The organism is Tistlia consotensis USBA 355 (genome assembly GCF_900177295.1).
GTDB lineage: Bacteria > Pseudomonadota > Alphaproteobacteria > Kiloniellales > DSM-21159 > Tistlia > Tistlia consotensis.
In genome coordinates this window covers 1-22,141 of the sequence record NZ_FWZX01000001.1, presented here as the reverse complement: position 1 = coordinate 22,141, position 22,141 = coordinate 1, and the positions used below count along the sequence as shown (strand labels likewise).

Here is a 22,141-nt window from a genome sequence, read left to right as displayed (position 1 = left end):
GCCTACCGGGCCGAGAGCGCCTCGGCCTGCTGCAGCCAGTAGTCGGCCCCGGCCGGATCTGGCGGCATGCCGAAGGCGCCGTGGCGCAGCTTCTCCGACAGGGTGCGCATCGCCAGGACGTGGCCGCCGGCCGCCGCGGCCTCCAGCCAGCGCCGCGCCCGCGGCTGGTCGGGCTCGACGCCCCGACCCTGGGCGAAGTCCTCGGAAAGGTCGAACATCGCGGTCAGGTCGCCCTGGGCGGCGAGGCGCCGGTGCGCCTCGTGCTCCGCGCCGTAGTCCTCGCGGATCGCGAAGTAGATCGACGCCAGGCGGTTGGTCTCCAGGTTCTCGGGCGCGAGCGCCAGGGCGCGGCGCAGCGGCGCCTCGGCGGCATCGTAGGCGCGCAGCCCGACCAGCACGGCGGCCAGGTCGACCTGGGCGCCGAGATCGTCGGGCCGCCGCTCGGCGATCGCGGCGAAGTGCTCGATGGCGTCGGTCTCGCGGTAGGTCGCGAGCAGGCCCCAGGCGAGCCGCCGCTCGACCGCCAGGTTGCCGGGCTCGGCTGCCAGCGCCCGGCTGCAGGGCTCGACGGCCTGCAGGCGCGGCGCCTCGAGGCAGAGGGCGACGAGGCCGCCCGGCCCGGGAGCGGCGGCGGCGGGGCCGGCCGCGGCCGCCAGCAGGACGGCGGCGCTCAGGACTCGCCGCGGAACGGGGTCCATTCCTCGCGCATCCCCTCGATCTCGTGGCGCACCGAGCGGCGCTCGCGCTCCAGGAAGTCCTCGACCGCGCTCTCCAGGCGCGGGTCCTGGATCAGGTGGGCGCTGTAGGTCTCGACCGGCAGGTAGCCGCGCTGGACCTTGTGCTCGCCCTGTGCGCCAGCCTCGACGCGCTGCAGGCCGTGGGCGATGGCGTAGTCGATCGCCTGGTAGTAGCAGGCCTCGAAGTGCAGGAACTTGTAGTCCAGCACGCAGCCCCAGTTGCGGCCGTAGAGCGCGTCGCCGCCGACCAGGTTGAGCGCGCCGGCGACCGGCCGGCCGTCGGACTCGGCGATGATCAGCACGACCTTGTCGCCGAGCCGCTCGCCGAGCAGGTGGAAGAACTCGCGGGTCAGGTAGGCGCTGCCCCACTTCTTGTCGACGGTGTTCAGGTAGAAGCGATAGAAGGCCTCCCAGTGGCGCTCCTCGATCTCACTGCCGGTCAGCGCCTTGAGCTCGACGCCAGCCTCGACGACCGCCCGCCGCTCCTTGCGGATCGCCTTGCGCTTGCGCGAGACCAGCCGGTCGAGGAAGTCGTCGAAGCTGGCGTAGCCCTCGTTGGTCCAGTGGTACTGGCGGCCGATCCGCTGCAGGAAGCCGAAGCGGCCGAAGCGCTCCCACTCGTCGCGGGTCGGGAAGGTCACGTGCAGCGACGAGACCTCGTGCCGGCGTGCGATCTCGGTCAGGCCGGCGATCAGGGTGTCGGCGACGGCGTCGCGCTCGGCGTCCGGGCGGATCAGCAGGCGCGGGCCGGTGACCGGCGTGAAGGGCACGGCGCACTGCAGCTTCGGATAGTAGCGGCCGCCGGCCCGCTGGTAGGCGTCGGCCCAGCCCCAGTCGAAGACGTACTCGCCGTAGGAGTGGTTCTTCAGATAGAGCGGCACGGCGCCGAGCAGCCGTCCGTTCTCGCCCTCCAGCAGCAGGTGCTGGCCGAGCCAGCCGGTCTCGGCGGTCGCCGCCTTGCCGTCCTCGAGCGCGCTCAGGAAGGCATGGCTGACGAAGGGGTTGCCGGATCCGGCGCAGGCGTCCCACTGCGCGGGATCGACCTCCTTCAGCGAGGCCGCGACCTTGATCAGGACCGGCGAGGCGCCGTCGGGCAAGAGCTTCTCCCTGGAGGCGGCGGGGCGCCAGCGGCCCGGCCTCCGGAAGGAAGTCTAAACCTGCCCCGGCCCCTGGCAAGGTCGCGCAGGCTGACCTCTCCGTTGCGGCGAACGCAGCCTGGCCCTAGTCGAACCGGCGGTAGAAGACCGACGACAGCCAGCCGAGCAGCGACCAGAAGATCGCGCTGACCACGATCGAGGCGGCGGCGAAATGGCCGGCCAGCTCGGGCGGCACGGCGCCGCCGAGCGTCTCGGGCTGCGGCGCGCCGACCGCATGCGGCAGGGCCGCGACGACGACGCCCAGCGCCTTGGCCGGCCAGCCGCGGCCGAAGGCCAGCAGGCCGAGGCCGGCGGCCGCGCAGAGGGCGGCGGCGGCCCACCAGAGCTGGCGGTCCTGCAGGTCGGCGGCGAAGGATCCGGGGACCTCGGGCGGCAGGCCGAGGCCGGGCGCCAGGGTCACGACGACGAAGCCGGCGGCACCCCACAGCACGCCGCCGAGCGGCGTCACCTCGCGGCCGTGCAGCACGAAGCCGGCGGAGATCAGCAGCGCGAAGCCGACGCCGAGCAGCAGGTTGGCGAGCAGGCTGTAGGCGGTGCGCTCGAGGCCGTCCGCGGGCGCCCAGGCGCCGCCGTGGTCGTCGGCTGCCGAGCCGTCATGGGCCTCGGTGCCGTGGGCCAGCGCTTCGGGCAGCAGCACCTCGGCCAGGCCGGCGAGCAGGCTCCGGCTCGACGGCTCGGCGAGCCCGGCATGGGCCGGCAGCTCGCCGCTCTCGTAGAGCTCGGCGTGACGGATGATCGGCGCCGTCGTGACGCTCTGAACCGCCGTGATGAGGACGCCAGCGATCGCCCCGGCCGCCAGCGCGGTCAGGAAAAGTCGACGCAGCATGACGCTGCCTCAGTGGCAGGGAAAGGCGAAGGAGTGCCGGCTGTCGTGGGCCGCGTTGTGGATCGTCATCGGGCTGGCGAAGCCGACGCCCCAGACCAGGAACAGCCCGAACAGGATCGCCAGGGTCGCCGAGAGGACCGCGACGCTGCGCTCGCTGCGCGCCCGCGTCTGCTCCTGGGTCGTGTCGTTCAGGTAAGCCATGTCATCCCTCCTGACGCCGTCACACCCGACGGCTGAGTCGAACCGATCGCGACGGCCGGTCTCCTGGCTTGCGGGTCGTTGCGCTTTCGGCAGCCTTCCCGAGCCCCTTGCGGGGGACCCAGTGGCATCGCCGAGGCCTCGAGCGCTCGCCGCCTACAGTTGCGGGGGCAGCCGTGGATTTGACGTCCGGGGAGCCCTCTCATCGAGGCCCGCCCGCGCGTCTCACCGCGTTCCCGACACCGTCGCTGACGATACGCTAGCCTTTTCGGGCGGGTCGCGCAAAGCCGGAAAGCGGCGCCGGCCGCGGCATCGGCGACCCGCCGAGGTTATGTCGAGGCTGTTGCGCCGGCCGCGGCGCCCTGGACTCGTCCCCAGGCCCAGAGCGCGACCGGCTCGGCACGGCCGCGCAGCGGCTGCGGCGCCAGCGCCTCGAAACCCTCGGTCGCCGCCGTCCCGGCGGGGCCGGCGGCGCGGGCCCGGGCGACGCAGGCATCGGAGGCCAGGATCACCGCGCCGACCTTCCGGGACAGGCCCTCCAGCCGGCTGGCGACATTGACCGTGTCGCCGATCACCGTGAACTCGAAGCGCCGCCGGCCGCCGACGTCGCCGAGGAACAGGCGGCCGTGGTGGACGCCGACCGCGACGGCCGGCGCCTCCGGGTCCTCGGCGCGCCAGGCGGCGGCGGCCTCGGCGATGCGCCGGGCGGCGGCCAGGGCGTGGGCGGCGTCGTCGTCGCGCGGGTCGGGCACGCCGAAGGTCGCGAGCGCGCCGTCGCCGAGGAACTTGTCGAGCGTGCCGTCCTCGGCGAAGACCGCCTCCTCGACCAGGCCGTGGAAGCGGCGCAGCTCGGCCAGCGAGCGTTCCGGCGGCAGGGCCTCGGCCCGCGCCGTGAAGCCGACCAGGTCGACGAACAGCACGGCCGCGTCCTGTTGCCGGGCGATCGGCCCGTCGGGCCGCCCGGCCAGGGTCTCGACCAGCGACGGCGAGAAGTAGCGCGACAGGTTGGCACGCTCGCGCTCGACGCGCCGGCGCCGGGCCAGCTCGGCCAGGGCCTGGACCGTGGCGCCCCAGACGCCGCCGGCCAGCACCGCCGCCGAGGGCACCAGGACGCCGAGCCACAGCCGCTCCTCGACCAGCAGCAGGTAGGCGGCGCCGAAGCCGGCCAGGAGCAGCAGCAGCACGGCCGGCAGCGCCAGGGTCGGGCGCAGGGCGAGGCCGGCGGCGAGGGCGAGCAGGCCGCCGGCCAGGGCGAGCACGAGGTCGAGCCCGACGACCAGCGGCCCGCGCTTCAGGAAGCGACCGGTCAGGGCGTCGTCGATGATCGCCGCCTGCAGCAGGTGGCCGGGCTCGTTGGCGGCGTAGGGGGTCGCGAAGCCGCGCCCGGCGACCGCCGCCGAGGCGCCGACCACGACCAGCCGGCCGGCGAAGGCGGCGTCCGGGACCTTGCCGGCCAGCAGGTCGGCGAAGGACCAGGCCGGGTAGTCGGCACCGGTGTGGTTGACCAGGACCCCGAGCTGGCGGTCGGTCGGGATCGTGCGCCCGTCGAGCAGGATGCCGCGGCCGAAGTCGATCTCGGCGGGACCGCCGCCCTCGAACAGCCGTACCGCCTCCAGCGCCGCCGAAAGGTAGAACTCGCCGTCGATGCCGAGCGCCGCGAGCTGGCGGCGCGGCCGGCCGTCGCCGCTCAGCAGCACCAGGGCGTGGCCCAGGCCGGCGGCGGCGGCGAGCAGCGACGGCTCGGGCAGGGTGAGGCGGCCCGGGTGCAGCGACAGCGCGGCCGGCTGGTCGCCCGAGAGGCCGGACAGCCGGGCGACCGCCCGGTCGCGCAGCGCCCCGCCGGGCGCGGCGGACCGGCCGCTCCGGTCGAAGGACAGCGCGAAGGGCAGCACGACGTCGCCGGCCGCGGCGATCGCCCGGCGCAGCCGCTGGTCGCCCTCGCTCGTCGCCGTCAGGCGGTCGAGTGCCGCGGCGCCCGGCGAGCCGTCGGGCAGCAGGCGGCGCAGCGCCGACAGCTGCGCCTTCATGCCCTCCGGCAGCGTCGTCTCGGGCTGCTCGAGCAGCAGGTCGAGCAGGATCGCCTTGGCGCCGGCGGCGTGCAGCCGCTCGACCGCCTCGGCCAGCGCGCCGCGGCGCGGCGGCCAGCCGCCGGCCGCGCCCAGGCTCCGCTCGTCCAGCGTGACCACGGCGATCTGCGGCGCCGGCGGGATCGGGCCGCGCAGCCGGAAGCGCCAGTCCAGGGTCTGGGCCTCCAGGGCCGAAAGACCGCTGTGCCCGACCAGCCAGGTGCCGCCGGTGGCGACCAGCGCGACCAGCAGGCCGCCGGCCAGCACCGCCAGGCGCCGCCGGCGGCGGTCCCCGGGCCGCTCTCCCGGACGCTGCTTCGGGCCGGGTCCGCGCGGCGCGGCGCCGGCCGGGTCAGGGCAGGCGGGTGCGCGCGAGGGCATCGTCCACGCGGTCCTTGCCCCAGCGCTTCGCCGGGCTCGGCGGCTGGCCGTCGGGCACGTCGGTGCCCTCGCCGGCGTCGAGCGTGACGGTCTCGCCGGCGCCGCTGACGGCGACCTCGCCGCTGGCGACGAAGACCGCGGTCGAGCCGGGCTTGCGCTCGACGATCCAGTCGGTGCCGCGCGGCACGGCGATGGCCGAGCGGGTGCGCACTTCCAGGCGGTCCGGCCCGCTCTGGTCGGTCAGCAGGCGCAGGATGCCTTCGACCAGCTGCAGGAACTGGCCCGGGTGCTCGGCGTCGCGGCGATGGAACCGCACCTCGCAGCGGCTGTCGGGGCCGAAGGTGACCAGCGCGCCGTCGGTGAAGCGCAGGCGCACGCGGCCGTCGGGGAAGGTCAGCACCTCGTCGCCGTCGGCGACCGCCATGCCGTGCTTCATCGGAATCTGGCGGCCCTGGCGCAGCAGGAAGGCCTGGCCTTCCAGGGCCGCGACCGTCGCCACCGTCGGCGGCGCCGGGTCGTCGGCGAGCGTCGCGCGCGGCGCGATCAAGAGGGCGGCGAGCAGGGCCAGGCCCGCCGCCAGCAAGGGTCTTCGGATCATCGATTGCGTCCTTCCGCTCCCGAATGGGGTCGTCGAGGCGTGCCGCCAGGCCAGGATAGCTGGTGAGGCCGCCGCTGTCGCGGAAGTGCACCGATAGTACAGTCGGGCCGGAAAGGCGCGCGGTTCAGGCGTCGGCGGCGACGCGACCGGGAGCGATGCCCGATCGCCGGGCTCGTCGGGAGAGCGCCGCGAGCGCGATCCCTAGAGGTACCACTCGTACTCCTGGGGCGAGATCAGCCAGTCGAACTCGTCGTACTCGGCCTCCTTGCAGGCGGCGTAGAGCGTCGGGTAGCCGGCGCCCAGGTAGTCGTCCATGACCTTCGACTGGGCCAGGGTCTCGATCGCCCGGCGCGGGCGCATCGGCAGCGCCGGGTCGAAGGCGGTGCCGGCGTTGCCCTCGGTCGGCGGGCCCGGATCGATCTCGTTGACGATGCCGTGGTGGATGCCGGCGAGGAAGCTGGCGAGCGCCAGGTAGGGATTGGCGTCGGCGCCGGCGACCCGGTGCTCGATGCGCCGCGAAGGCCCGTCGCCGATCGGCACGCGCAGCGCCACCGAGCGGTTCTCGAAGCCCCAGGAGCGGTTGATCGGCACGAAGATGTTCGGCTCGAAGCGGCGGAACGAGTTGACGTTGGGCGCCAGGATCGCCATCGCGTCGGGCAGGGTCGCGAGCACGCCGCCGATGGCGTGGCGCAGGGTCGGGCTGGCGAGGTCTTCGCCGCCGTCCAGCGTGCCGTCGAAGACGTTGCGGCCGTCCCTGTCGAGCAGGCTGACGTGGAGATGCAGGCCCGAGCCGGCGCGCTCCGGATAGGGCTTGGCCATGAAGGTCGCCTGCAGGTCGTGCTTGCGCGCGACGCCGCGCACCGCGCGCTTGAACAGGATGCAGTCGTCGGCGGCGCCGACGGGATCGTCGACGTGGCGCAGGTTGATCTCGAACTGGCCGGGCGCGTACTCGGCGGTGATCGCGCCGGTCGGCACGCCCTGGATCATGCAGGCCTCGACGATCTCCTGCAGGATCGTGCCGTAGGCGTCGATGACGTCCATGCCGTAGACCTGGGTCGCCGCCTCGCGCTGGCGGGTCAGCGGGTTGATCGGCGGCTGCGGCCCGCGCTCGGCGGTGCGCTCCTTGTCGACCAGGTAGAACTCCAGCTCGAAGGCGACGACCGGCCGGAGGCCGAGGTCGTGCAGGCGGTCGACGCAGCGCTTCAGGATGTAGCGGGGGTCCAGCTCGAGCGGCCGGCCGGGGCCGCGGTCGAACTGCAGCAGGCACTGGGCGAGCGGCATCGAGGACCAGGGCACCGGGTCCAGGGTCTCCGGGATCATCCGGGCGAAGACGTCGGGATCGCCGTCGGAGAAGCCCTTGCCGCCCGGGTCGTGGCTCATGCCCTGGGTGTCGAGCAGGAACACCGAGGCCGGGAAGGTCAGGCCGCCCTTGGCCACCTTCTTCAGGTCCTCGATCGGATAGCGCTTGCCGCGCACGACCCCGGAGAGGTCGGCGAAGAGCGTCTCGAAGGCCTCGATCTCGGGATGCTTGGCGACGAAGGCCTCGGCCTCGCGCAGCAGGTCGGCGGCAGGAGCAGGTTCGCTGTCTGGCATGATGGCCGACAGTTGAGCCGGGCGTCACGAAACGGTCAAGGGGGACGGTAGCCGGGGGCGGGGCGGCATGGCGCCGCCCGGGCCCAGGTCCGCTCCGCCCTTCGACAAGCTCAGGACGAAGCGGAAGGGCGCTGGCGGTTCAGTCGGCCACGATGGGCTTCATCCTGAGCCTGTCGAAGGGTGAAGCCCACCCGGCACGCCCTCAGCCGATCTCGGCGATGCAGTCGACCTCGACGGCGACGTTGCGCGGCAGGGCGCCGGCCGAGACGGCGGCGCGGCAGTGGCGGCCGGCGTCGCCGAAGACCTCGACCATCAGGTCGCTGGCGCCGTTGACGACCTCGGGCTGCTGGGTGAAGTCGGGAGTCGAGTTGACGAAGCCGCCCAGGCGCACGATGCGCTTGACCCGGTCGAGGTCGCCGCCGCAGGCCGCCTTGAGCTGGGCGACGATGTTGATGGCGCAGAGCCGCGCCGCCTTCTGGCCGTCCTCGACCGACAGGTCAGCGCCAACCTTGCCGAGGTACTTCAGCTGGCCGTCCTCGAGCGTGACCTGGCCCGAGACGAAGACCAGGTTGCCGGAGATCACGTAGCCGACGTAGTTGGCGACCGGCGCGGCCGGCTCCTTGAGGTCGATGCCGAGTTCCTTGAGCTTCGCGTCGATCTTGCCGGCCATGGCTGGTCTCCTTCTCGCCTGCGCTGTCGCGTTCGTCTTCTGTCGGGATGCCCGGGCCCTCGGCCCACGCGGCGCGGACGATAGCGAAGCCGTCCGGCCCGAACCAGCCCGATTGCGACAGGTCCGGTCCGACCCGCGCGCCCGGCCGCTTCTCGCGCGCCCGGCAAGGTGGCAAAGTCTCGCTGTCCGTCAGGCCGGAAGGAAGCGCCATGACCACCTACACCGGCGGCTGCCATTGCGGCGCCGTGCGCTACGAGGTCGAGCTGGAGCTCGAGCGGCTGGTTTCCTGCAACTGCTCGTTCTGCGCCAAGCGCGGCACGCTGATGGCCTTCGCACCGGAGGAGGCCTTCCGGCTGCTGCAGGGCGAGGCCGCGCTGGTCGACTACCTGTTCAACCGCAAGGTCATCCACCACCTGTTCTGCCGGACCTGCGGCCAGGAGTCCTTCGCCCGCGGCATCCGCCCCGACGGCGTCCGGACCGTGGCGATCAACGCGCGCTGCCTCGACGACATCGACCTCTCCGGCCTGCCGGTCATCGAGTTCGACGGCAGGAACAAGCTCTGAGGCGTTGGACCCGGCGGCCGGCTCTACAGCCCCATCCGCCGGATCTGGGCCTGCAGGTTGGCGATGCGCGCCTGGTCGCTCGGGTGGGTCGACATGAACTCCGGCGGCTGGCCGTTGGACTGCGCCATCATGCGCCGCCAGAAGTCGACCGCCTGGTGCGGGTCGTAGCCGGCGCGCGCCATGTACTGCAGGCCCAGGGTGTCGGCCTCCAGCTCCTGCTTGCGCGAGAAGGGCAGGATCACGCCGTAGTTGACGCCGGCGCCGAGCACCGCGGCGATCTGGTCGGCCATCGGCGTGTTGTTCGCCGCCAGGGCGGCGTTCGCCAGATCGAGCCCGACCTGGCCGAGCAGCTGCTGGGAGTAGCGCTCGGCCGAGTGCCTGGCCATGACGTGGCCGACCTCGTGGCCGATCACCGCGGCCAGCTGGTCGTCGTTCTGGACGAACTTCATCATGCCGCTGTTGACGCCGATCTTGTTGCCCGGCAGGGCGAAGGCGTTCAGCGAGTCGTCGTGGATGACGGCGAAGTTCCAGGTCTCGCCGCCGCGCCCGGCGGCGGTGACGATCCGTCCCGCGACCCGGTCCAGCTGCGCGTCGTAGTCTGCGTCGTGGACGACGCCCTGCTGCTGCAGCGTGCGCTGCCAGGTGCCGTCGGCCAGGGTCGCCAGCTGGTCGTTCGAGACCAGGATCAGCTGGTCGCGGCCGAGCGCCTGGTTCTGCGTGCAGCCGGAGGTCGTGGCGGCGAGGGCGAAGAGGGCCGCGGCAGCCAGGCCCTTCGCCAGGCGTCCCATCGGCTCGGGGGTCTCGGTCATGCGCGCTCCCATCGTCCGGCTTCTCCTCTGGCTCGCGTCCGTCCCTGCAACGCGGGCCGCCGCCGGATGGTTCTGTCGCATGGTTCTGCCGCCGGCGGCCGACCCGGCCGAAAAGTCTGGGCGGGCGGGGCCGCTTCGGCAAGCCCGGCGGCGGCCGGCCGGCTCGCGCCTTCCCTTCGCTGCGGGAAGCGCGTACCTGTCGGAAAAGGCTAAACTCATCGGTAAGATTTTCCCGTCACCGTATAGGATCGCCGGCCGGCGCGGCCGGTGGTTCCGGCCGAGCGTGGGGGCTCGAGTGCGCGCATGAGCCAGTCAAAGCCGACGCCGCTGCTCAGCAGCGAGCAGGTCGAGCGCCTGCTGCGCGACCCCAGCCCGCAGTCGCGCGGCGACACGGCGGAGGCCGTCGGCCGGCTGATCGCCGCCGCGCCGCTGACCGAGGCCGAGCGGGCGCTGGCGAACGACATCATCGAGGTGCTGGCCCAGGACCTGGAGCAGACGGTGCGCGAGGCGGTCGCGCGCAGCCTCAAGGACTGCCCGCTGCTGCCGCAGAGCATGGCGCGGCGCCTGGCCGAGGACGTCGAGGCGGTCGCCCTGCCGATCCTCAGCGCCTCCGAGGTGCTGGGCGAGGACGACCTGCTGGCGCTGGTGCGCGACGGCGTGCTGGCCAAGCAGCTCGCCATCGCCGGCCGGCCCAGGGTCTCGCCGGGCGTCTCCCACGCCCTGGTCGAGACCGGCCGGCCGCCGGTGATCACCACCCTGCTGGCCAACCCCGGGGCCGAGATCCGTGAGGACTCGCTGCACCGGATCATCGACCTTTCGGCCGCCGACGAGACGCTCGGCCGCGCCCTGGTCGAGCGGCCGTACCTGCCGCTGGCCGTGCAGCAGCGGCTGGTCGGCACGATCTCCCAGGAGCTCTGCGACCTGCTGGTCCAGCGACACGGCCTGCCCGGCTCGCTGATCGAGCGCTTCGTGCGCCAGGGTGGCGAGGGCGCCCTGACCCGCCTGGTCCGCCGCGAGCCCCGGATCGAGGAGGTCGAGCAGCTGGTCCGCCGGCTGCACGCCGAGGGGCGCCTGACCACGACCCTGGTGCTGCGCGCCCTGCTGGAGGGCGACCTGCAGCTGTTCGAGGCGGCGATGGCCCGTCTCGCCGGCGTGCCGACGGCCAACGCGCGGACGGTGATGTACCGGGGCGGCCTGACCGGCCTGCGCCGGCTCTACGGCCGCACCGGCCTCGCTCCCGAGCTGTTCGGCGCGGTCCGACTGGGCATCCAGGTGGCCCGGGACCTCGGCGTCGCCGAAGGCGACCGGATTCCCGAGGACGCCGAGCAGGCCTTCGCCAACCGGCTGATCCAGCGCGTCGTCGCCAGCTATCGCGAGGTCTATCCGGCCGAGCTCGAGACGGTGCTCAGCCAGCTCGCGCTCAGGGTCGCGACCCCCGGCGGCACCGGCGGCTGAGCCGGCGCCGCGCGGCCCGTCCCCGGCCGGCCCGTGTCCGGCCGGGGACGGTCACGCCGCGAAGGGGTTGCCGAGCGAGTCGCCCTCGGTCGCCGAGTCGCGGCCGGTGACCATGTCGATGAAGGCGCGCAGGGCCGCCGGCACGCGGCGCTGGCCGGGGTAGTAGAGGAACAGGCCCTCGAAGCAGGGCGACCAGTCCTCCAGCACGCGCACCACCTGGCCGGAGCGCAGCGCCGGCTCGGCCAGGCTCTCCAGCGTGTAGGCGATGCCCAGGCCGTCGACCGCGGCGCGGACCGCCAGGGCCGGGCAGTTGACCATGACCCGGCCCTCGACCGGGATGTGACGGGAGACGCCGTTGCGCTCGAAGGGCCACTCGAAGGCGCCGCCGTCGCCGACCGAGCGGTACTGGACGCAGACGTGGCGCTGCAGGTCTTCCGGCGCGCGCGGCTCCCGCCGGCGGGCGAAGTAGCTCGGCGCGCCGACCACCGCGACCTTCATCGGTCCCATGACGCGGACCGCGATCATGTCCGCCGAGGCCCAGTCGCGCCGGCCGATGCCGGCGTCGTAGCCCCTGGCGACGATGTCGGTCGGCCCGTCCTCGACGTGGAGATCGAGCTGGACGTCGGGATAGGTCGACAGGAAGCGCGCCCAGACCGGTGCCACGACCGCCGCCGCCGACAGGTGGCTCGCCTTGATGCGCAGCCGCCCGAAGGGCCGGTCACGCTCCTCGTCCAGGTCGGCGAGCGCGCCGGAGATCTGCTTGATCGCCGGGCGCAGCCGCTCGAGCAGCCGGTGGCCGGCGTCGGTGACGGCGACGCTGCGCGTGGTGCGGTTCAGCAGGCGCATGCCGAGCCGCTCCTCGAGCTGGCGCATGGTGTGGCTGAGCGCCGAGGGAGTGACGCCGAGCTGTTTCGCCGCGGCCCGGAAGCTCAGGTGATCGGCGACGGCGACGAAGGCCGTCAGGTCGGCGAACTCGCTGCGGCGCATTGATGAGCCTCTCTCATGACCCTATGCAACAGATATCGGATTTTCATTTATTGCCGCCGTCAATAGCGTCGGCGCGCTGCCTTGTCCAGGCGCCGCATCGCGTCGTGTCCGGAGGGACGGGCGGGCAAGCGAAAGAGACCGATTCAATCAAATGGGTTGCTGGCGGCTCGCCGCCAGGACTGAAAGGAAGGGAAAGAGATGAAGAGCTACGTCCTCGGGGCGACAGCCTTGTCGACGGCCGCCGCCGGCCTGGCTCTCGCCGCTCCGGCTCATGCCCAGATCCAGCTGGGCCTTGGCGGCTACATGCAGCAGTACTTCGGCTACGCCAACAGCGACACCAACGTCGGCTCCGGCAGCGACGCCTTCAACGGCTTCGACGTCAAGTCGAACTCCGAAGTCTGGTTCGTCGGTTCGACGACCCTCGATAACGGCCTCAAGTTCGGCGTGAACATCCAGCTCGAGGGCAACACCAACACCGGCGACCAGATTGACGAGTCCTTCCTCTTCGTCGAGGGCTCGTTCGGCCGCTTCAACATCGGCTCCGAGAACTCGGCCGGCTACCTGATGACCTTCGCCGCGCCCGACGTCGGCGTCGGCGTCAACTCGACCTCGGTGATCACCGGCTTCATCCCGCAGTCGGGCGGCTTCGCCGGTGCCGGCTTCTTCCGGGCGCCGCTGGGCTCGACCTACGTCGAGCTCGACCGCAACAACGACTCGACCAAGATCACCTACTTCACGCCGCGCTTCTCGGGCTTCCAGTTCGGCGCGTCCTACCTGCCGGATCCGCAGCAGGATTCGAATGCGCAGGTCGACGAGGCGACCGTCTCCTACCGCAACGGCTTCTCGCTCGGCGGCAACTACGTCAACTCCTTCGACGGCTTCGACGTCGCCGTGTCGGGCCGCTACGACTGGGCCGACGACCAGTCGGCCGCCGGCACCGACCCGAGCCTCTATTCGTTCGGCGCCAACCTGGGCTACGCCGGCTTCACGCTCGGCGGCTCCTATGCCCACACCGACGACATGGGCGCCAACACCGGCCGCTCGTTCGACATCGGTGCGTCGTACGAGACCGGTCCCTGGGGCGTGTCCTTCACCTACTTCAACGGCCAGGCCGAGGCGACCGCCGCTCCCGGCGACAGCGAGTACAAGGCCTACGAGGGCGCGGCCAGCTACGCCCTGGGCCCGGGCGTGACGGTGATCGGCTCGGTCTCCTACCAGGATCTCAGCGCCGACACCGGCTCCGAGTCCCAGACCTGGGCCGTGATCAGCGGCCTCAAGTTGAAGTTCTAGCAAGCGACGGGACGGGCGGGAGGCGGGCCTGGCCCCGCCTCCCGCCCCGTGCCGCCGGACGGCGACGGTCCCCGGATTGCCCGGGGGACGCCGCCTGCTCAACCCGCTGAAGACTGGGCGGGACGGCGCCGCGGAACGGGGGGCGAGGCGCGGAGCGAAACGACGCTCCGCCTTCGAGGATCCCTGTTCCGGACGGGTCGCCGTCCCCTTTTTTTCACCCAGGAAAGACAGCATGCGGGTCCGCCCCTTCGCAGAGAAACTTCTCGTCCTGCTCGCCCTCCTGCTGGCGGCGGGCATCCTCCTGGCCGCCAAGCGGCCCGAGGCGCCCGAGGCGCCCCATGGCCGGCCGGCGCCCGAGCGCCTGGCCAGCTGCCCCGGGGCGGGCCTGCCCTGCGTGATCAATCCGGCGCGGCTCGGCGACGCCGAGGCCGAGGCGATCTACCAGGCGATCCGCGGCGACATGCAGAAGGCCTATGCGCTGTCCGACGACCCGATCGCCTGGTCCTACGCGACCTGGCGGCGCTACGCCGTGGCGCCCTTCCGCTCGGCCGGGCACGGCGGGGTCTTCGTCAACGTCTACGGCAACGACCTGGCGGCGGGGCTGGAGCCCGGCGCCGGAGCCCTGCCCGAAGGCGCGCTGATCGCCATGGACAGCTTCGTCGTCACCGCCGAGCGGACGATCCGAGCCGCGCCGCTGGCGCTGATGGAGAAGATGCGCCCCGGCTACGATCCCGCGGCCGGCGACTGGCGCTTCATGACGATCGACACCGACGGCCGGATGAGCGGCCTCGGCCGGCCGGCCGACCCGGTCCTGCGGGCCTGCGCCGCCTGCCACGGCGCCGCGCCGGCCGGCCAGGACCGGCTGTTCCGGCTGCCGCCGGCCCGCTGAAACGCCGGGACAGGAAATGCCTCGGGCCCGGCAGTGCCGGGCCCAAGAAGACGGCGCGGTCCGGAGGCCGCGCCGTTCAGTCGGGGGAGGCAGCGGTCAGCTGCAGCCGCTGGTGCCGCCGCAGGTGTCGCACTTCAGGCAGGTGCCGTTGCGCACCAGGGTGAAGTTGCCGCATTCGCCGCAGCTGTCGCCCTCGTAGCCCTTGAGCCGGGCCTCGCGCACCCGCCGGACGTAGGTGTCGTCCGCCATCTCCTCCTCGATCAGCGTCTCCTGGCCGTAGGACAGCTCGGAGACAGCGACGCTGCCGGCGAAGGCCTGCGGATCGACGGCCAGGGCGTTGGCGCCCTGGACGCCGCCGCCCAGGCCCCCCGGGAACACCGTCAGGCTGCGCACGTAGCCCTTGGAGGCGATGCGCCGCACCGTCTCCTGGACCGCCCGCGCGGCCGATCCCGGCAGCGGATCGGCGACCTCGGACTGGGTCTCGCCCTTGCCGGTCGTGTCGGGCGACAGGTCCTCCGGGTTGACGTGCGCCAAGTCGTGGCGGCTGAGGTAGGAGATCGCCAGCTCGCGGAAGATGTAGTCGAGCACCGAGGTCGCCATCTTGATGGCGTCGTTGCCCTCGACCATGCCGGACGGCTCGAAGCGGGTGAAGGTGTAGGCCTCGACGAACTCCTCGAGCGGCACGCCGTACTGCAGGCCGATCGAGATCGCGATCGCGAAGTTGTTCATCAGGCTGCGGAAGGCCGCGCCTTCCTTGTGCATGTCGACGAAGATCTCGCCGAGCCGGCCGTCCTCGTACTCGCCGGTGCGGATGTAGACCTTGTGGCCGCCGACCACGGCCTTCTGGGTGTAGCCCTTGCGCCGCTGCGGCAGGCGCTGGCGGTCCGACTGGGTCTTCTCGATGACCTTCTCGACGACCTTCTCGACGATCCGCTCCGCGACCTGGCTGGCCTTTGCGGCGGCCGGCGCCGCGACCAGGGCCTCGACGACCTCGTCCTGGTCCTCGGCCTCGTCGATCAGCGAGGCGGCCAGCGGCTGCGACAGCTTGGAGCCGTCGCGGTAGAGCGCGTTGGCCTTGATGCCGAGCTTCCAGGACAGCAGGTAGGCGTCCTTGCAGTCCTCGACCGTCGCCGTGTTCGGCATGTTGATGGTCTTGGAGATGGCGCCCGAGATGAAGGGCTGGGCGGCCGCCATCATGCGGATGTGGCTCTCGACCGAGAGGTAGCGGGTGCCGAGCCGGCCGCAGGGATTGGCGCAGTCGAACACCGCCAGGTGCTCGTCCTTCAGGTAGGGCGCGCCCTCCAGGGTCATGGCGCCGCAGGCGTAGGTGTTCGCCGCCTCGACCTCCGCCCTGGTGAAGCCGAGCGCGGACAGCATGTCGAAGCCGAGGTCGTTGAGCTCGGCCTCCTCGAAGTTGAGGACCTTGCGGCAGAAGTCGTCGCCGAGCGTCCACTTGTTGAAGGCGAACTTGATGTCGAAGGCGCTGGCCAGCGCGTTCTCCAGGGCGTCAAGCGCGGCGGCGGTGAAGCCCTTGGCCTTCAGGCTGGCGTGGTTGATGGCCGGCGCGCCGCGCAGCGTGCCGTGGCCGACCGCGTAGCGCACCATCTCCTCGGCCTGGGCCTCGTCGTAGCCCAGGGTGGCCAGCGCCCGCGGCACGGTCCGGTTGATGATCTTGAAGTAGCCGCCGCCGGCCAGCTTCTTGAACTTGACCAGGGCGAAGTCCGGCTCGATGCCGGTGGTGTCGCAGTCCATCACCAGGCCGATCGTGCCGGTCGGCGCGATCACCGAGACCTGGGCGTTGCGGAAGCCGTTCTCCTCGCCGAGCTTCAGCGCCTCGTCCCAGACCCTGGCCGCCGCCTCGGCGAGCCGCGGGTCCCGGCAGTTGGCGATGTCGAGCGGCACCGGCTTGACCGAGAGCTCCTCGTAGCCGCCCTGCATGCCGCGGGCGGCGCGGCGGTGGTTGCGGATGACCCGCAGCATCGACTCGCGGTTCGCCTGGAAGCCCGGGAAGGCGCCGAGCTCGCGGGCCATCTCGGCCGAGGTGCGGTAGGCGGCACCGGTCAGGATCGCGGTCAGCGCGCCGCAGAGCGCGCGCCCCGCCTCGCTGTCGTAGGCCAGGCCCATGGCCATCAGCAGGCCGCCGATGTTGGCGTAGCCGAGGCCGAGCGTGCGGTAGTCGTAGGACAGCTTGGCGATCTGCGGGCTCGGGAACTGCGCCATCAGCACCGAGATCTCGAGCGTCACGGTCCACAGCACCGTGGCGTGCTCGTAGTCCTCGATCGCGAAGCGGCCGTCGTCGTCCATGAAGGCGAGCAGGTTCAGCGACGCCAAGTTGCAGGCCGTGTCGTCGAGGAACATGTACTCCGAGCAGGGGTTCGAGGCGTTGATCCGACCGCCGGCCGGGCAGGTGTGCCAGTCGTTGATCGTCGTGTCGAACTGCACGCCGGGATCGGCCGAGGCCCAGGCGGCGTGGGCGATCATGTCCCACAGCTCGCGCGCCTTCAGGCTCTTGGAGACCTTGCCGTCGGTGCGCCGGATCAGCCGCCAGTCGCCGTCGGCCAGCACCGCCTCGATGAAGGCGTCGGGCACGCGCACCGAGTTGTTCGAGTTCTGGCCGGAGACCGTGCGATAGGCCTCGGAATCCCAGTCGGTGTCGTAGGTCGGGAACTCGACCCGCTCGTAGCCCTGGGCCGCGAACTGCATGACCCGCTTGATGTAGCTCTCGGGGATCGCGACGGCGCGCGCCGCCTTGATCGCGGCCTTGAGCGCCGGGTTGCGCTTGGGATCCAGCGCCGCATCCGCGTCGCCCTCGACGACCGGCTCGCGGCAGGCGGCCATGACGGCGTTGAGGTGCTTGCCGCAGAGCTTCGAGCCGGCGACCAGGGCCGCGACCTTCTGCTCCTCGACGACCTTCCAGTTGACGTACTCGACGATGTCCGGGTGGTCGAGGTCGACGGTCACCATCTTGGCGGCGCGGCGCGTCGTGCCGCCCGACTTGATGGCGCCGGCGGCGCGGTCGCCGATCTTCAGGAAGGACATCAGGCCCGACGACTTGCCGCCGCCGGCGAGCGGCTCGTTCTCGCCGCGCAGGCGCGAGAAGTTCGAGCCGGTGCCCGAGCCGTACTTGAACAGCCGCGCCTCGCGGACCCAGAGGTCCATGATGCCGTTGTCGTTGACCAGGTCGTCCTCGACCGACTGGATGAAGCAGGCGTGCGGCTGCGGGTGCTCGTAGGCGCTGGCCGCGCGGGTCAGCTTGCCGGTCCGGTAGTCGACGTAGTGGTGGCCCTGGCTCGGGCCGTCGATGCCGTAGGCCCAGTGCAGGCCGGTGTTGAACCACTGCGGCGAGTTCGGCGCGGCCATCTGCGCCGCCAGCATGAAGCGCATCTCGTCGTAGTAGGCGCGGGCGTCTTCCTCGGTGTCGAAGTAGCCGCCCTTCCAGCCCCAGTAGGCCCAGGTGCCGGCGAGCCGGTCGAAGACCTGCTTGGCCGAGGTCTCGCCGCCGGAGCGCTCGGCCTCGGGCAGCCCGGCCAGCGCCGCCTCGTCGGGCTCGCCGCGCCACAGGAAGGCCGGCACGTCGGCCTCCTCGACGCGCTTCAGGGCCTTCGGCACGCCGCGCTTGCGGAAGTACTTCTGCGCCAGGATGTCGGAGGCGACCTGGCTCCAGTCGGCCGGCACCTCGACCTGGTCGGCCTTGAAGACGACCGAGCCGTCGGGGTTGCGGATCTCGCTCTGGGTCAGGCGGAAGGGGATCGCCTCGTAGACGTCCCGGTCCTCTGTCGTGAAACGACGGGCGATACGCATGGCCTGACTGCTCCCCCTTGCGAGCGCGCTTGGTCGTTGGACTGCCGTCGCGGCCGGGGTCGGCGGAATCGGAGTCGCCCCTTGTCCGCCAAGGCGCGCCTGACCGCTGTCCACCGCCCCCTCGTCGATGGCGGACGGGAATCAAAACACAGAGACCCGACCAGATCTAGAAGCTATTTTGGGGCGGACGCCACATATAGGGGTTGACGCTAGGTTAGCTGCGGCGTCGCCCGGCGAGGACCAGGGCCGTCAGCACCAGCAGGCCGCCGGCGGCCTGCTGCAGGCTCAGCCGCTCGCCGAGCAGCAGCGCCGCGCCGCCGATCGTGACCAGCGGCTCGAGGTTGAAGAACAGGGCGGAGCGGCTCGGCCCGGCGTGGCGCACCGAGCCGGACTGCAGGAAGACCGCCACGAGGTAGCCGCCCGTCGCGACGGCCAGGGCGATCCAGCCGGTCCAGGGTCCCGGGGCGGCGCCGGCCGGGACCGGCGGCAGCGACCAGCCGCCGAGGGCGAGCAGGGTCAGGCCGCAGAGCAGGCCGGCAGCGAGGTTCAGCTGGACCAGCACGGTCATCGGCTCGTGCTCCACGACGATCCGGCGCATCGACAGGAAGAGGCCGGCGGCACCGCCGGCGCCGGCGGCGATCAGCGCGAGGCCGAGCGGCGAGAGCGTGCCGAAGCTCGGCCCGATCGCCAGGGCGAGGCCGGTGAAGGCGAGCAGCATCAGCGCCAGCTCGCGCGGCCTCGGCGCCCGCCGCTCCAGCGCGGCCTCGCCGAGCGCGGTCAGGATCGGGAAGGTGAAGAAGATGATCGCCGCCAGGCCGACCGGGATGAAGCGGACCGAGCCGAGATAGCCGGCCGAGGCGACGAACCAGCAGGCGCCGGTCAGCCAGGCGGCCGGACGCGCCGCCGGCGGCAGCAGCAGCGGCCGGCGGCGCGCCAGGCAGAGCCCGGCGAAGACCAGGGCGCCGAGCCCGAAGCGCAGCAGCAGCACCGTCTGCGGTGTCGCGCCCTCGCGGTAGCTCAGCGCCGCCAGGGCGGTGATCGTGCCGAAGCAGCAGGCCGAGATCAGCGCCAGCAGCTGGCCCAGGGCGGGGTCCGCCGCGGGAGCGGGCGCCAGCTCGACGGACCGGGCGGTACCGGTCCCGGTCATGCGCGCTCGGCGAGCGGCAGGTTGACCAGCAGGTTCTGCGGCTTGAGGCGCAGCTCGCCGGCCTCGTCCATGGCCATGGCCAGGTAGACCGGCCGGCCGGCGATGTCGGCGCGCATCTCGCTGGGATTGCGGAACTCCAGGCGGAACAGCGAGAGCAGGCGGGCGAGGCGCGCCTCGCCGACCTCGCGGCCTTCGTAGAGGTCGTTGAGCAGGCGGTTGCCCTCGGCGTCGAGGCCGAGATGCCAGACCCAGCGCTCGTCGCGGATCTGCTGGACCGGATGGAGGGCGACCTCGACCGCCAGGAAGCGCCGCACCCAGGCCTCGAGCACGCGGCAGAGCGCATCCAGGCCGTCGCCGGCGAAGTTGAGGTTGAGGACCGTGTCGTGGCGCGAATCGCGGCTCCAGTAGAGCTCGGCGTTCTCGCTGGTCAGCACGTCGAGCTCGATGGTGCGGAGCGGCGTCTGCGCCTCGACCAGCAGCTCGCCGAGCGAGCCGAAGCCGCCGCTGGTCGCGTACATCTCGACCGTCTCGGCGTCGGCGGCCATGACGTGGCCGTCGGCGACCGTGACCTTCTGGGTGCGGAACAGCAGCTCGGCGGCGCGGGCGCGCAGCGGCTGGTCGCTGCCCTCCAGGATCGCGCGCAGCACGACATGGGCCATCTGGTCGAAGAAGAGCGGCGGGACCGGCGGCTCGCCGGCCGCCGGGTCCGGCGGGTTCAGCACCAGGTCGAGGTAGGCGCCCTCGACGCTGCCGGCGGCGAGCAGCCGCTGGCGGAAGGCGAGCACGATGCGATAGGCCTCGATCGCGTCGGGGTCCTCCAGGGCGGCGATCTCGGCCTCGGCGACCGGCCGTGCCGGCTCGGCCAGCAGGGCCCGGTGGAGGGCATGCTCGGCGGCGTTCGACTCCTCGACCGGCCGGACCTCGGGCCGGTTCCAGTAGGCGCGCAGGTAGGCCTCGGTAACGCCGAGCCGGCCGTCGGCCCGCGGCTCGAGCAGGTGGTAGCCGGAATCGCGCCAGAAGTCGGGCATGTCAGCGTCCCCTCCGGGGCCGGCCTTAGCGTGGCCCCGGGCGCTTGTCCAGCGCTTGTCCGGCTTTCGCCGGTCCGCAGGGGCCGCCGCGTGCGCGGCGCCCAGGCCTCTGGACGATCGCGACTCCCGGTGCGATAGTCCGGCCCGCTTTTTCCGGCCGAACGGCCGGCAACCTGCTTTGGGGCGACGATGGCGACGCTGGGAACGCGTCTTTTCACCTGGCTGAACGGCGAGCTCGTCGGCCAGGACGGTGAAGGCAACAAGTACTACCGCCAGAAGGGCGGCGGATTCGTGCATCGCGACTCGCTGCGCCGGGAACGGCGCTGGGTGATCTACACCCAGGGCCGCGACGAGGCGAGCCGCGTGCCGCCGGAGTGGCACGCCTGGCTGCACCACTGGAGCAGCGAGCTGCCGCCCAAGGACGGCATCGCGCGGCGCCCCTGGATGAAGCCGCACCAGCCGAACCTGACCGGTACCGAGCTGGCCTACCGCCCGCCGGGCCACACCCTGGAGGGCGGCAAGCGCGACCGGGCAACCGGCGACTACGAGGCCTGGTCACCCGAGTGACCCGGGTTCCGGATCGTTCCCCCCAGACCGGAAGCTGAGGACCGACGTGATGCAGCGCAACATCATCGAGACCATCATCGGCGCGGTCGTGCTGCTGGTCGCGACCGGATTCGTCGTCTTCGCCTTCTCGATCGGCGGCCTGGACGGCATCGGCTCGGGCTACAGCGTGACCGCCCGCTTCGACGACGCGACCGGCGTGACCGCCGGCACCGACGTCCGCATGAGCGGCGTCAAGATCGGCACGGTGGCCAGCCAGACCCTCGACCCGAAGACCTTCGACGCGGTCGTCGCCATGACCATCCAGGACGGCGTGCCGCTGCCGGCGGACAGCTCGGCGCGGATCGTCCCCGATGGCCTGCTCGGCGGCAATTTCATCGACGTGCAGCCGGGCGGCGCACTCGACGACATCAAGCCCGGCGGCTCGATCGGCCGCACCCAGGGCGCCATCAACATCGTCGACCTGGTCGGCCGCTTCATCTTCGGCGGCAGTGGCGACAAGGGCGCCTCCGGCGACAAGAGCCCGGGCGAGCCGGCGACCTTGCAGTGACCGCCCGTGCTGCCGACCCGGTGATCGCCTCGTGAGCGGCCAGTCCTGGGATCCCGAGCGCTACCAGCGCAACGCCGGCTTCGTCGCCGAGCTCGGCCTGCCGGTCGTCGAGTGGCTGGCGCCGAAGCCCGGCGAGCGCATCCTCGACCTCGGTTGCGGCGACGGCGCGCTGACCCTGAAGCTGGCCGCTCTCGGCTGCGACGTCGTCGGCGTCGACGCCAGCGCCGAGCAGATCGAGGCGGCCCGCGCGCGCGGGCTCGACGCCCGGATCGTCGACGGTGCCGGGCTCGCCTTCGAGGCCGAGTTCGACGCGGTCTTCAGCAACGCCGCCCTGCACTGGATGCTGGATCCCGCGGCGGTGATCGCCGGGGTGCGCCGGTCGCTGAAGCCCGGCGGCCGCTTCGTCGGCGAGTTCGGCGGCGGCGCCAACGTGCGCCGGCTCCACGAGGCGCTGATCGCCGCCCTCGACCGCCGCGGCCTCGACGGCCGCGCCGCCTCGCCCTGGTTCTTCCCGAGCGTCGGGCAGTACCGGGCGCTGCTGCTGCAGGCCTTCTACTCGATCCGCTCGGAGCGCCAGCTGATGGAGCAGCTGGACTACAACCTGCTGTTCCGCTGGTTCGTCGGGCTGGCGATGGACGCGCCGGTGTGGGACCCGACGGTGTTCACCAAGAACCGAGAGCGGCTGCTGGCGGGCGAGGTGGCGCAGGAGTTCCTGCGGGCGGTGCTGAGCCAGGGCCGGGTCAGGGCGCTGCTCTCGGACGAGCACTTCTCTGTCGACGGTACGCTGATCGAGGGCTGGGCCTCGATGAAGAGCTTCCGGCCGAAGGACAAG

19 protein-coding genes, 2 pseudogenes and 1 riboswitch are annotated in these 22,141 nt (G+C 72.4%); of the genes and pseudogenes, 8 read left to right on the top strand and 13 right to left on the bottom strand.

The window, feature by feature from the left end; translation table 11 throughout:
• Positions 1–2: 2 nt before the first annotated feature.
• The 8 genes from B9O00_RS00100 to B9O00_RS00065 all read right to left on the bottom strand — a co-directional run bounded on the left by B9O00_RS00100 (position 3) and on the right by B9O00_RS00065 (position 8,226).
• The gene (locus B9O00_RS00100) at positions 3–698 is read right to left on the bottom strand and encodes a tetratricopeptide repeat protein (protein ID WP_085120398.1); all 696 of its coding nucleotides are present in this window, start codon (positions 696–698) and stop codon (positions 3–5) included.
• The gene (locus B9O00_RS00095) at positions 671–1,834 is read right to left on the bottom strand and encodes a GNAT family N-acetyltransferase (protein WP_085120397.1); all 1,164 of its coding nucleotides are present in this window, start codon (positions 1,832–1,834) and stop codon (positions 671–673) included. The genes B9O00_RS00100 and B9O00_RS00095 overlap by 28 nt, the downstream gene beginning before the upstream one ends.
• A 124-nt stretch (positions 1,835–1,958) precedes the next feature.
• Positions 1,959–2,720: a CbtA family protein gene (locus tag B9O00_RS00090; RefSeq protein WP_085120396.1), complete on the bottom strand. Its 762-nt coding sequence runs from the start codon at positions 2,718–2,720 to the stop codon at positions 1,959–1,961.
• 9 nt (positions 2,721–2,729) lie between these two features.
• On the bottom strand, positions 2,730–2,921 hold the full coding sequence (locus B9O00_RS00085) for a CbtB domain-containing protein (RefSeq protein ID WP_085120395.1): 192 nt from the start codon (positions 2,919–2,921) through the stop codon (positions 2,730–2,732).
• 36 nt (positions 2,922–2,957) lie between these two features.
• Positions 2,958–3,180: riboswitch (cobalamin riboswitch) on the bottom strand.
• 67 nt (positions 3,181–3,247) lie between these two features.
• Positions 3,248–5,365 (bottom strand): CHASE2 domain-containing protein, encoded by a 2,118-nt coding sequence (locus B9O00_RS00080; protein WP_085120394.1) that lies wholly within the window; start codon positions 5,363–5,365, stop codon positions 3,248–3,250.
• Positions 5,337–5,963 carry a FecR family protein gene (locus B9O00_RS00075; protein WP_089229516.1) on the bottom strand — a complete coding sequence of 209 codons (627 nt, stop codon included), beginning with the start codon at positions 5,961–5,963 and terminating at the stop codon, positions 5,337–5,339. Before B9O00_RS00075 ends, B9O00_RS00080 begins: the two co-directional genes overlap by 29 nt.
• A gap of 201 nt (positions 5,964–6,164) precedes the next feature.
• Positions 6,165–7,556: a glutamine synthetase family protein gene (locus B9O00_RS00070; RefSeq protein WP_085120392.1), complete on the bottom strand. Its 1,392-nt coding sequence runs from the start codon at positions 7,554–7,556 to the stop codon at positions 6,165–6,167.
• Positions 7,557–7,758: 202 nt separating this feature from the next.
• Positions 7,759–8,226: a RidA family protein gene (locus B9O00_RS00065; protein WP_085120391.1), complete on the bottom strand. Its 468-nt coding sequence runs from the start codon at positions 8,224–8,226 to the stop codon at positions 7,759–7,761.
• Between the two features lie 209 nt (positions 8,227–8,435).
• Here B9O00_RS00065 and B9O00_RS00060 point away from each other — a divergent pair, with 209 nt between their 5' ends.
• On the top strand, positions 8,436–8,789 hold the full coding sequence (locus B9O00_RS00060) for a GFA family protein (RefSeq protein ID WP_085120390.1): 354 nt from the start codon (positions 8,436–8,438) through the stop codon (positions 8,787–8,789).
• Between the two features lie 23 nt (positions 8,790–8,812).
• On the opposite strand, the gene B9O00_RS00055 is transcribed toward B9O00_RS00060, so the two are convergent.
• Entirely contained in the window at positions 8,813–9,598 is a 786-nt protein-coding gene (locus B9O00_RS00055; RefSeq protein ID WP_200808361.1) for a M48 family metallopeptidase, read from the bottom strand.
• Positions 9,599–9,901: 303 nt separating this feature from the next.
• On the opposite strand from B9O00_RS00055, the gene B9O00_RS00050 reads away from it, so the two are divergent.
• Positions 9,902–11,053 (top strand): DUF2336 domain-containing protein, encoded by a 1,152-nt coding sequence (locus tag B9O00_RS00050; protein ID WP_085120388.1) that lies wholly within the window; start codon positions 9,902–9,904, stop codon positions 11,051–11,053.
• Positions 11,054–11,104: 51 nt separating this feature from the next.
• Here B9O00_RS00050 and B9O00_RS00045 read toward each other — a convergent pair whose 3' ends face one another.
• Positions 11,105–12,040 carry a LysR family transcriptional regulator gene (locus B9O00_RS00045; protein WP_085120387.1) on the bottom strand — a complete coding sequence of 312 codons (936 nt, stop codon included), beginning with the start codon at positions 12,038–12,040 and terminating at the stop codon, positions 11,105–11,107.
• A 198-nt stretch (positions 12,041–12,238) separates the two neighbouring features.
• Here B9O00_RS00045 and B9O00_RS00040 point away from each other — a divergent pair, with 198 nt between their 5' ends.
• Both B9O00_RS00040 and B9O00_RS00035 read left to right on the top strand, forming a co-directional pair.
• Complete coding sequence (locus B9O00_RS00040) at positions 12,239–13,330, top strand: porin (RefSeq protein WP_085120386.1); 1,092 nt, start codon at positions 12,239–12,241, stop codon at positions 13,328–13,330.
• Positions 13,331–13,562: 232 nt separating this feature from the next.
• Positions 13,563–14,219, top strand: a complete 657-nt coding sequence (locus B9O00_RS00035; protein ID WP_085120385.1) for a hypothetical protein — start codon at positions 13,563–13,565, stop codon at positions 14,217–14,219.
• A gap of 96 nt (positions 14,220–14,315) precedes the next feature.
• Here B9O00_RS00035 and B9O00_RS00030 read toward each other — a convergent pair whose 3' ends face one another.
• The 3 genes from B9O00_RS00030 to B9O00_RS00020 all read right to left on the bottom strand — a co-directional run bounded on the left by B9O00_RS00030 (position 14,316) and on the right by B9O00_RS00020 (position 20,195).
• A complete protein-coding gene (locus B9O00_RS00030; protein WP_085120384.1) occupies positions 14,316–18,020 on the bottom strand; it encodes a vitamin B12-dependent ribonucleotide reductase in 3,705 nt (1,234 codons plus the stop codon).
• Between the two features lie 214 nt (positions 18,021–18,234).
• Entirely contained in the window at positions 18,235–19,167 is a 933-nt protein-coding gene (locus B9O00_RS00025; protein WP_085120383.1) for a DMT family transporter, read from the bottom strand.
• Positions 19,164–20,195 (bottom strand): DUF6352 family protein, encoded by a 1,032-nt coding sequence (locus tag B9O00_RS00020; protein WP_085120382.1) that lies wholly within the window; start codon positions 20,193–20,195, stop codon positions 19,164–19,166. The genes B9O00_RS00025 and B9O00_RS00020 overlap by 4 nt, the downstream gene beginning before the upstream one ends.
• Positions 20,196–20,384: 189 nt before the next feature.
• On the opposite strand from B9O00_RS00020, the gene B9O00_RS00015 reads away from it, so the two are divergent.
• The 4 genes and pseudogenes from B9O00_RS00015 to B9O00_RS33615 form a co-directional block, all read left to right on the top strand.
• Positions 20,385–20,762: an NADH:ubiquinone oxidoreductase subunit NDUFA12 gene (locus B9O00_RS00015; protein WP_085120381.1), complete on the top strand. Its 378-nt coding sequence runs from the start codon at positions 20,385–20,387 to the stop codon at positions 20,760–20,762.
• Between the two features lie 49 nt (positions 20,763–20,811).
• Positions 20,812–21,309, top strand: a complete 498-nt coding sequence (gene mlaD / locus B9O00_RS00010) for an outer membrane lipid asymmetry maintenance protein MlaD (RefSeq protein ID WP_085120380.1) — start codon at positions 20,812–20,814, stop codon at positions 21,307–21,309.
• A pseudogene (locus B9O00_RS33620) lies at positions 21,251–21,709 on the top strand (class I SAM-dependent methyltransferase); the annotation flags it as partial. The gene mlaD and the pseudogene B9O00_RS33620, both read left to right, overlap by 59 nt.
• Before the next feature lie 129 nt (positions 21,710–21,838).
• Positions 21,839–22,141, top strand: a pseudogene (locus B9O00_RS33615) (transposase); the annotation flags it as partial.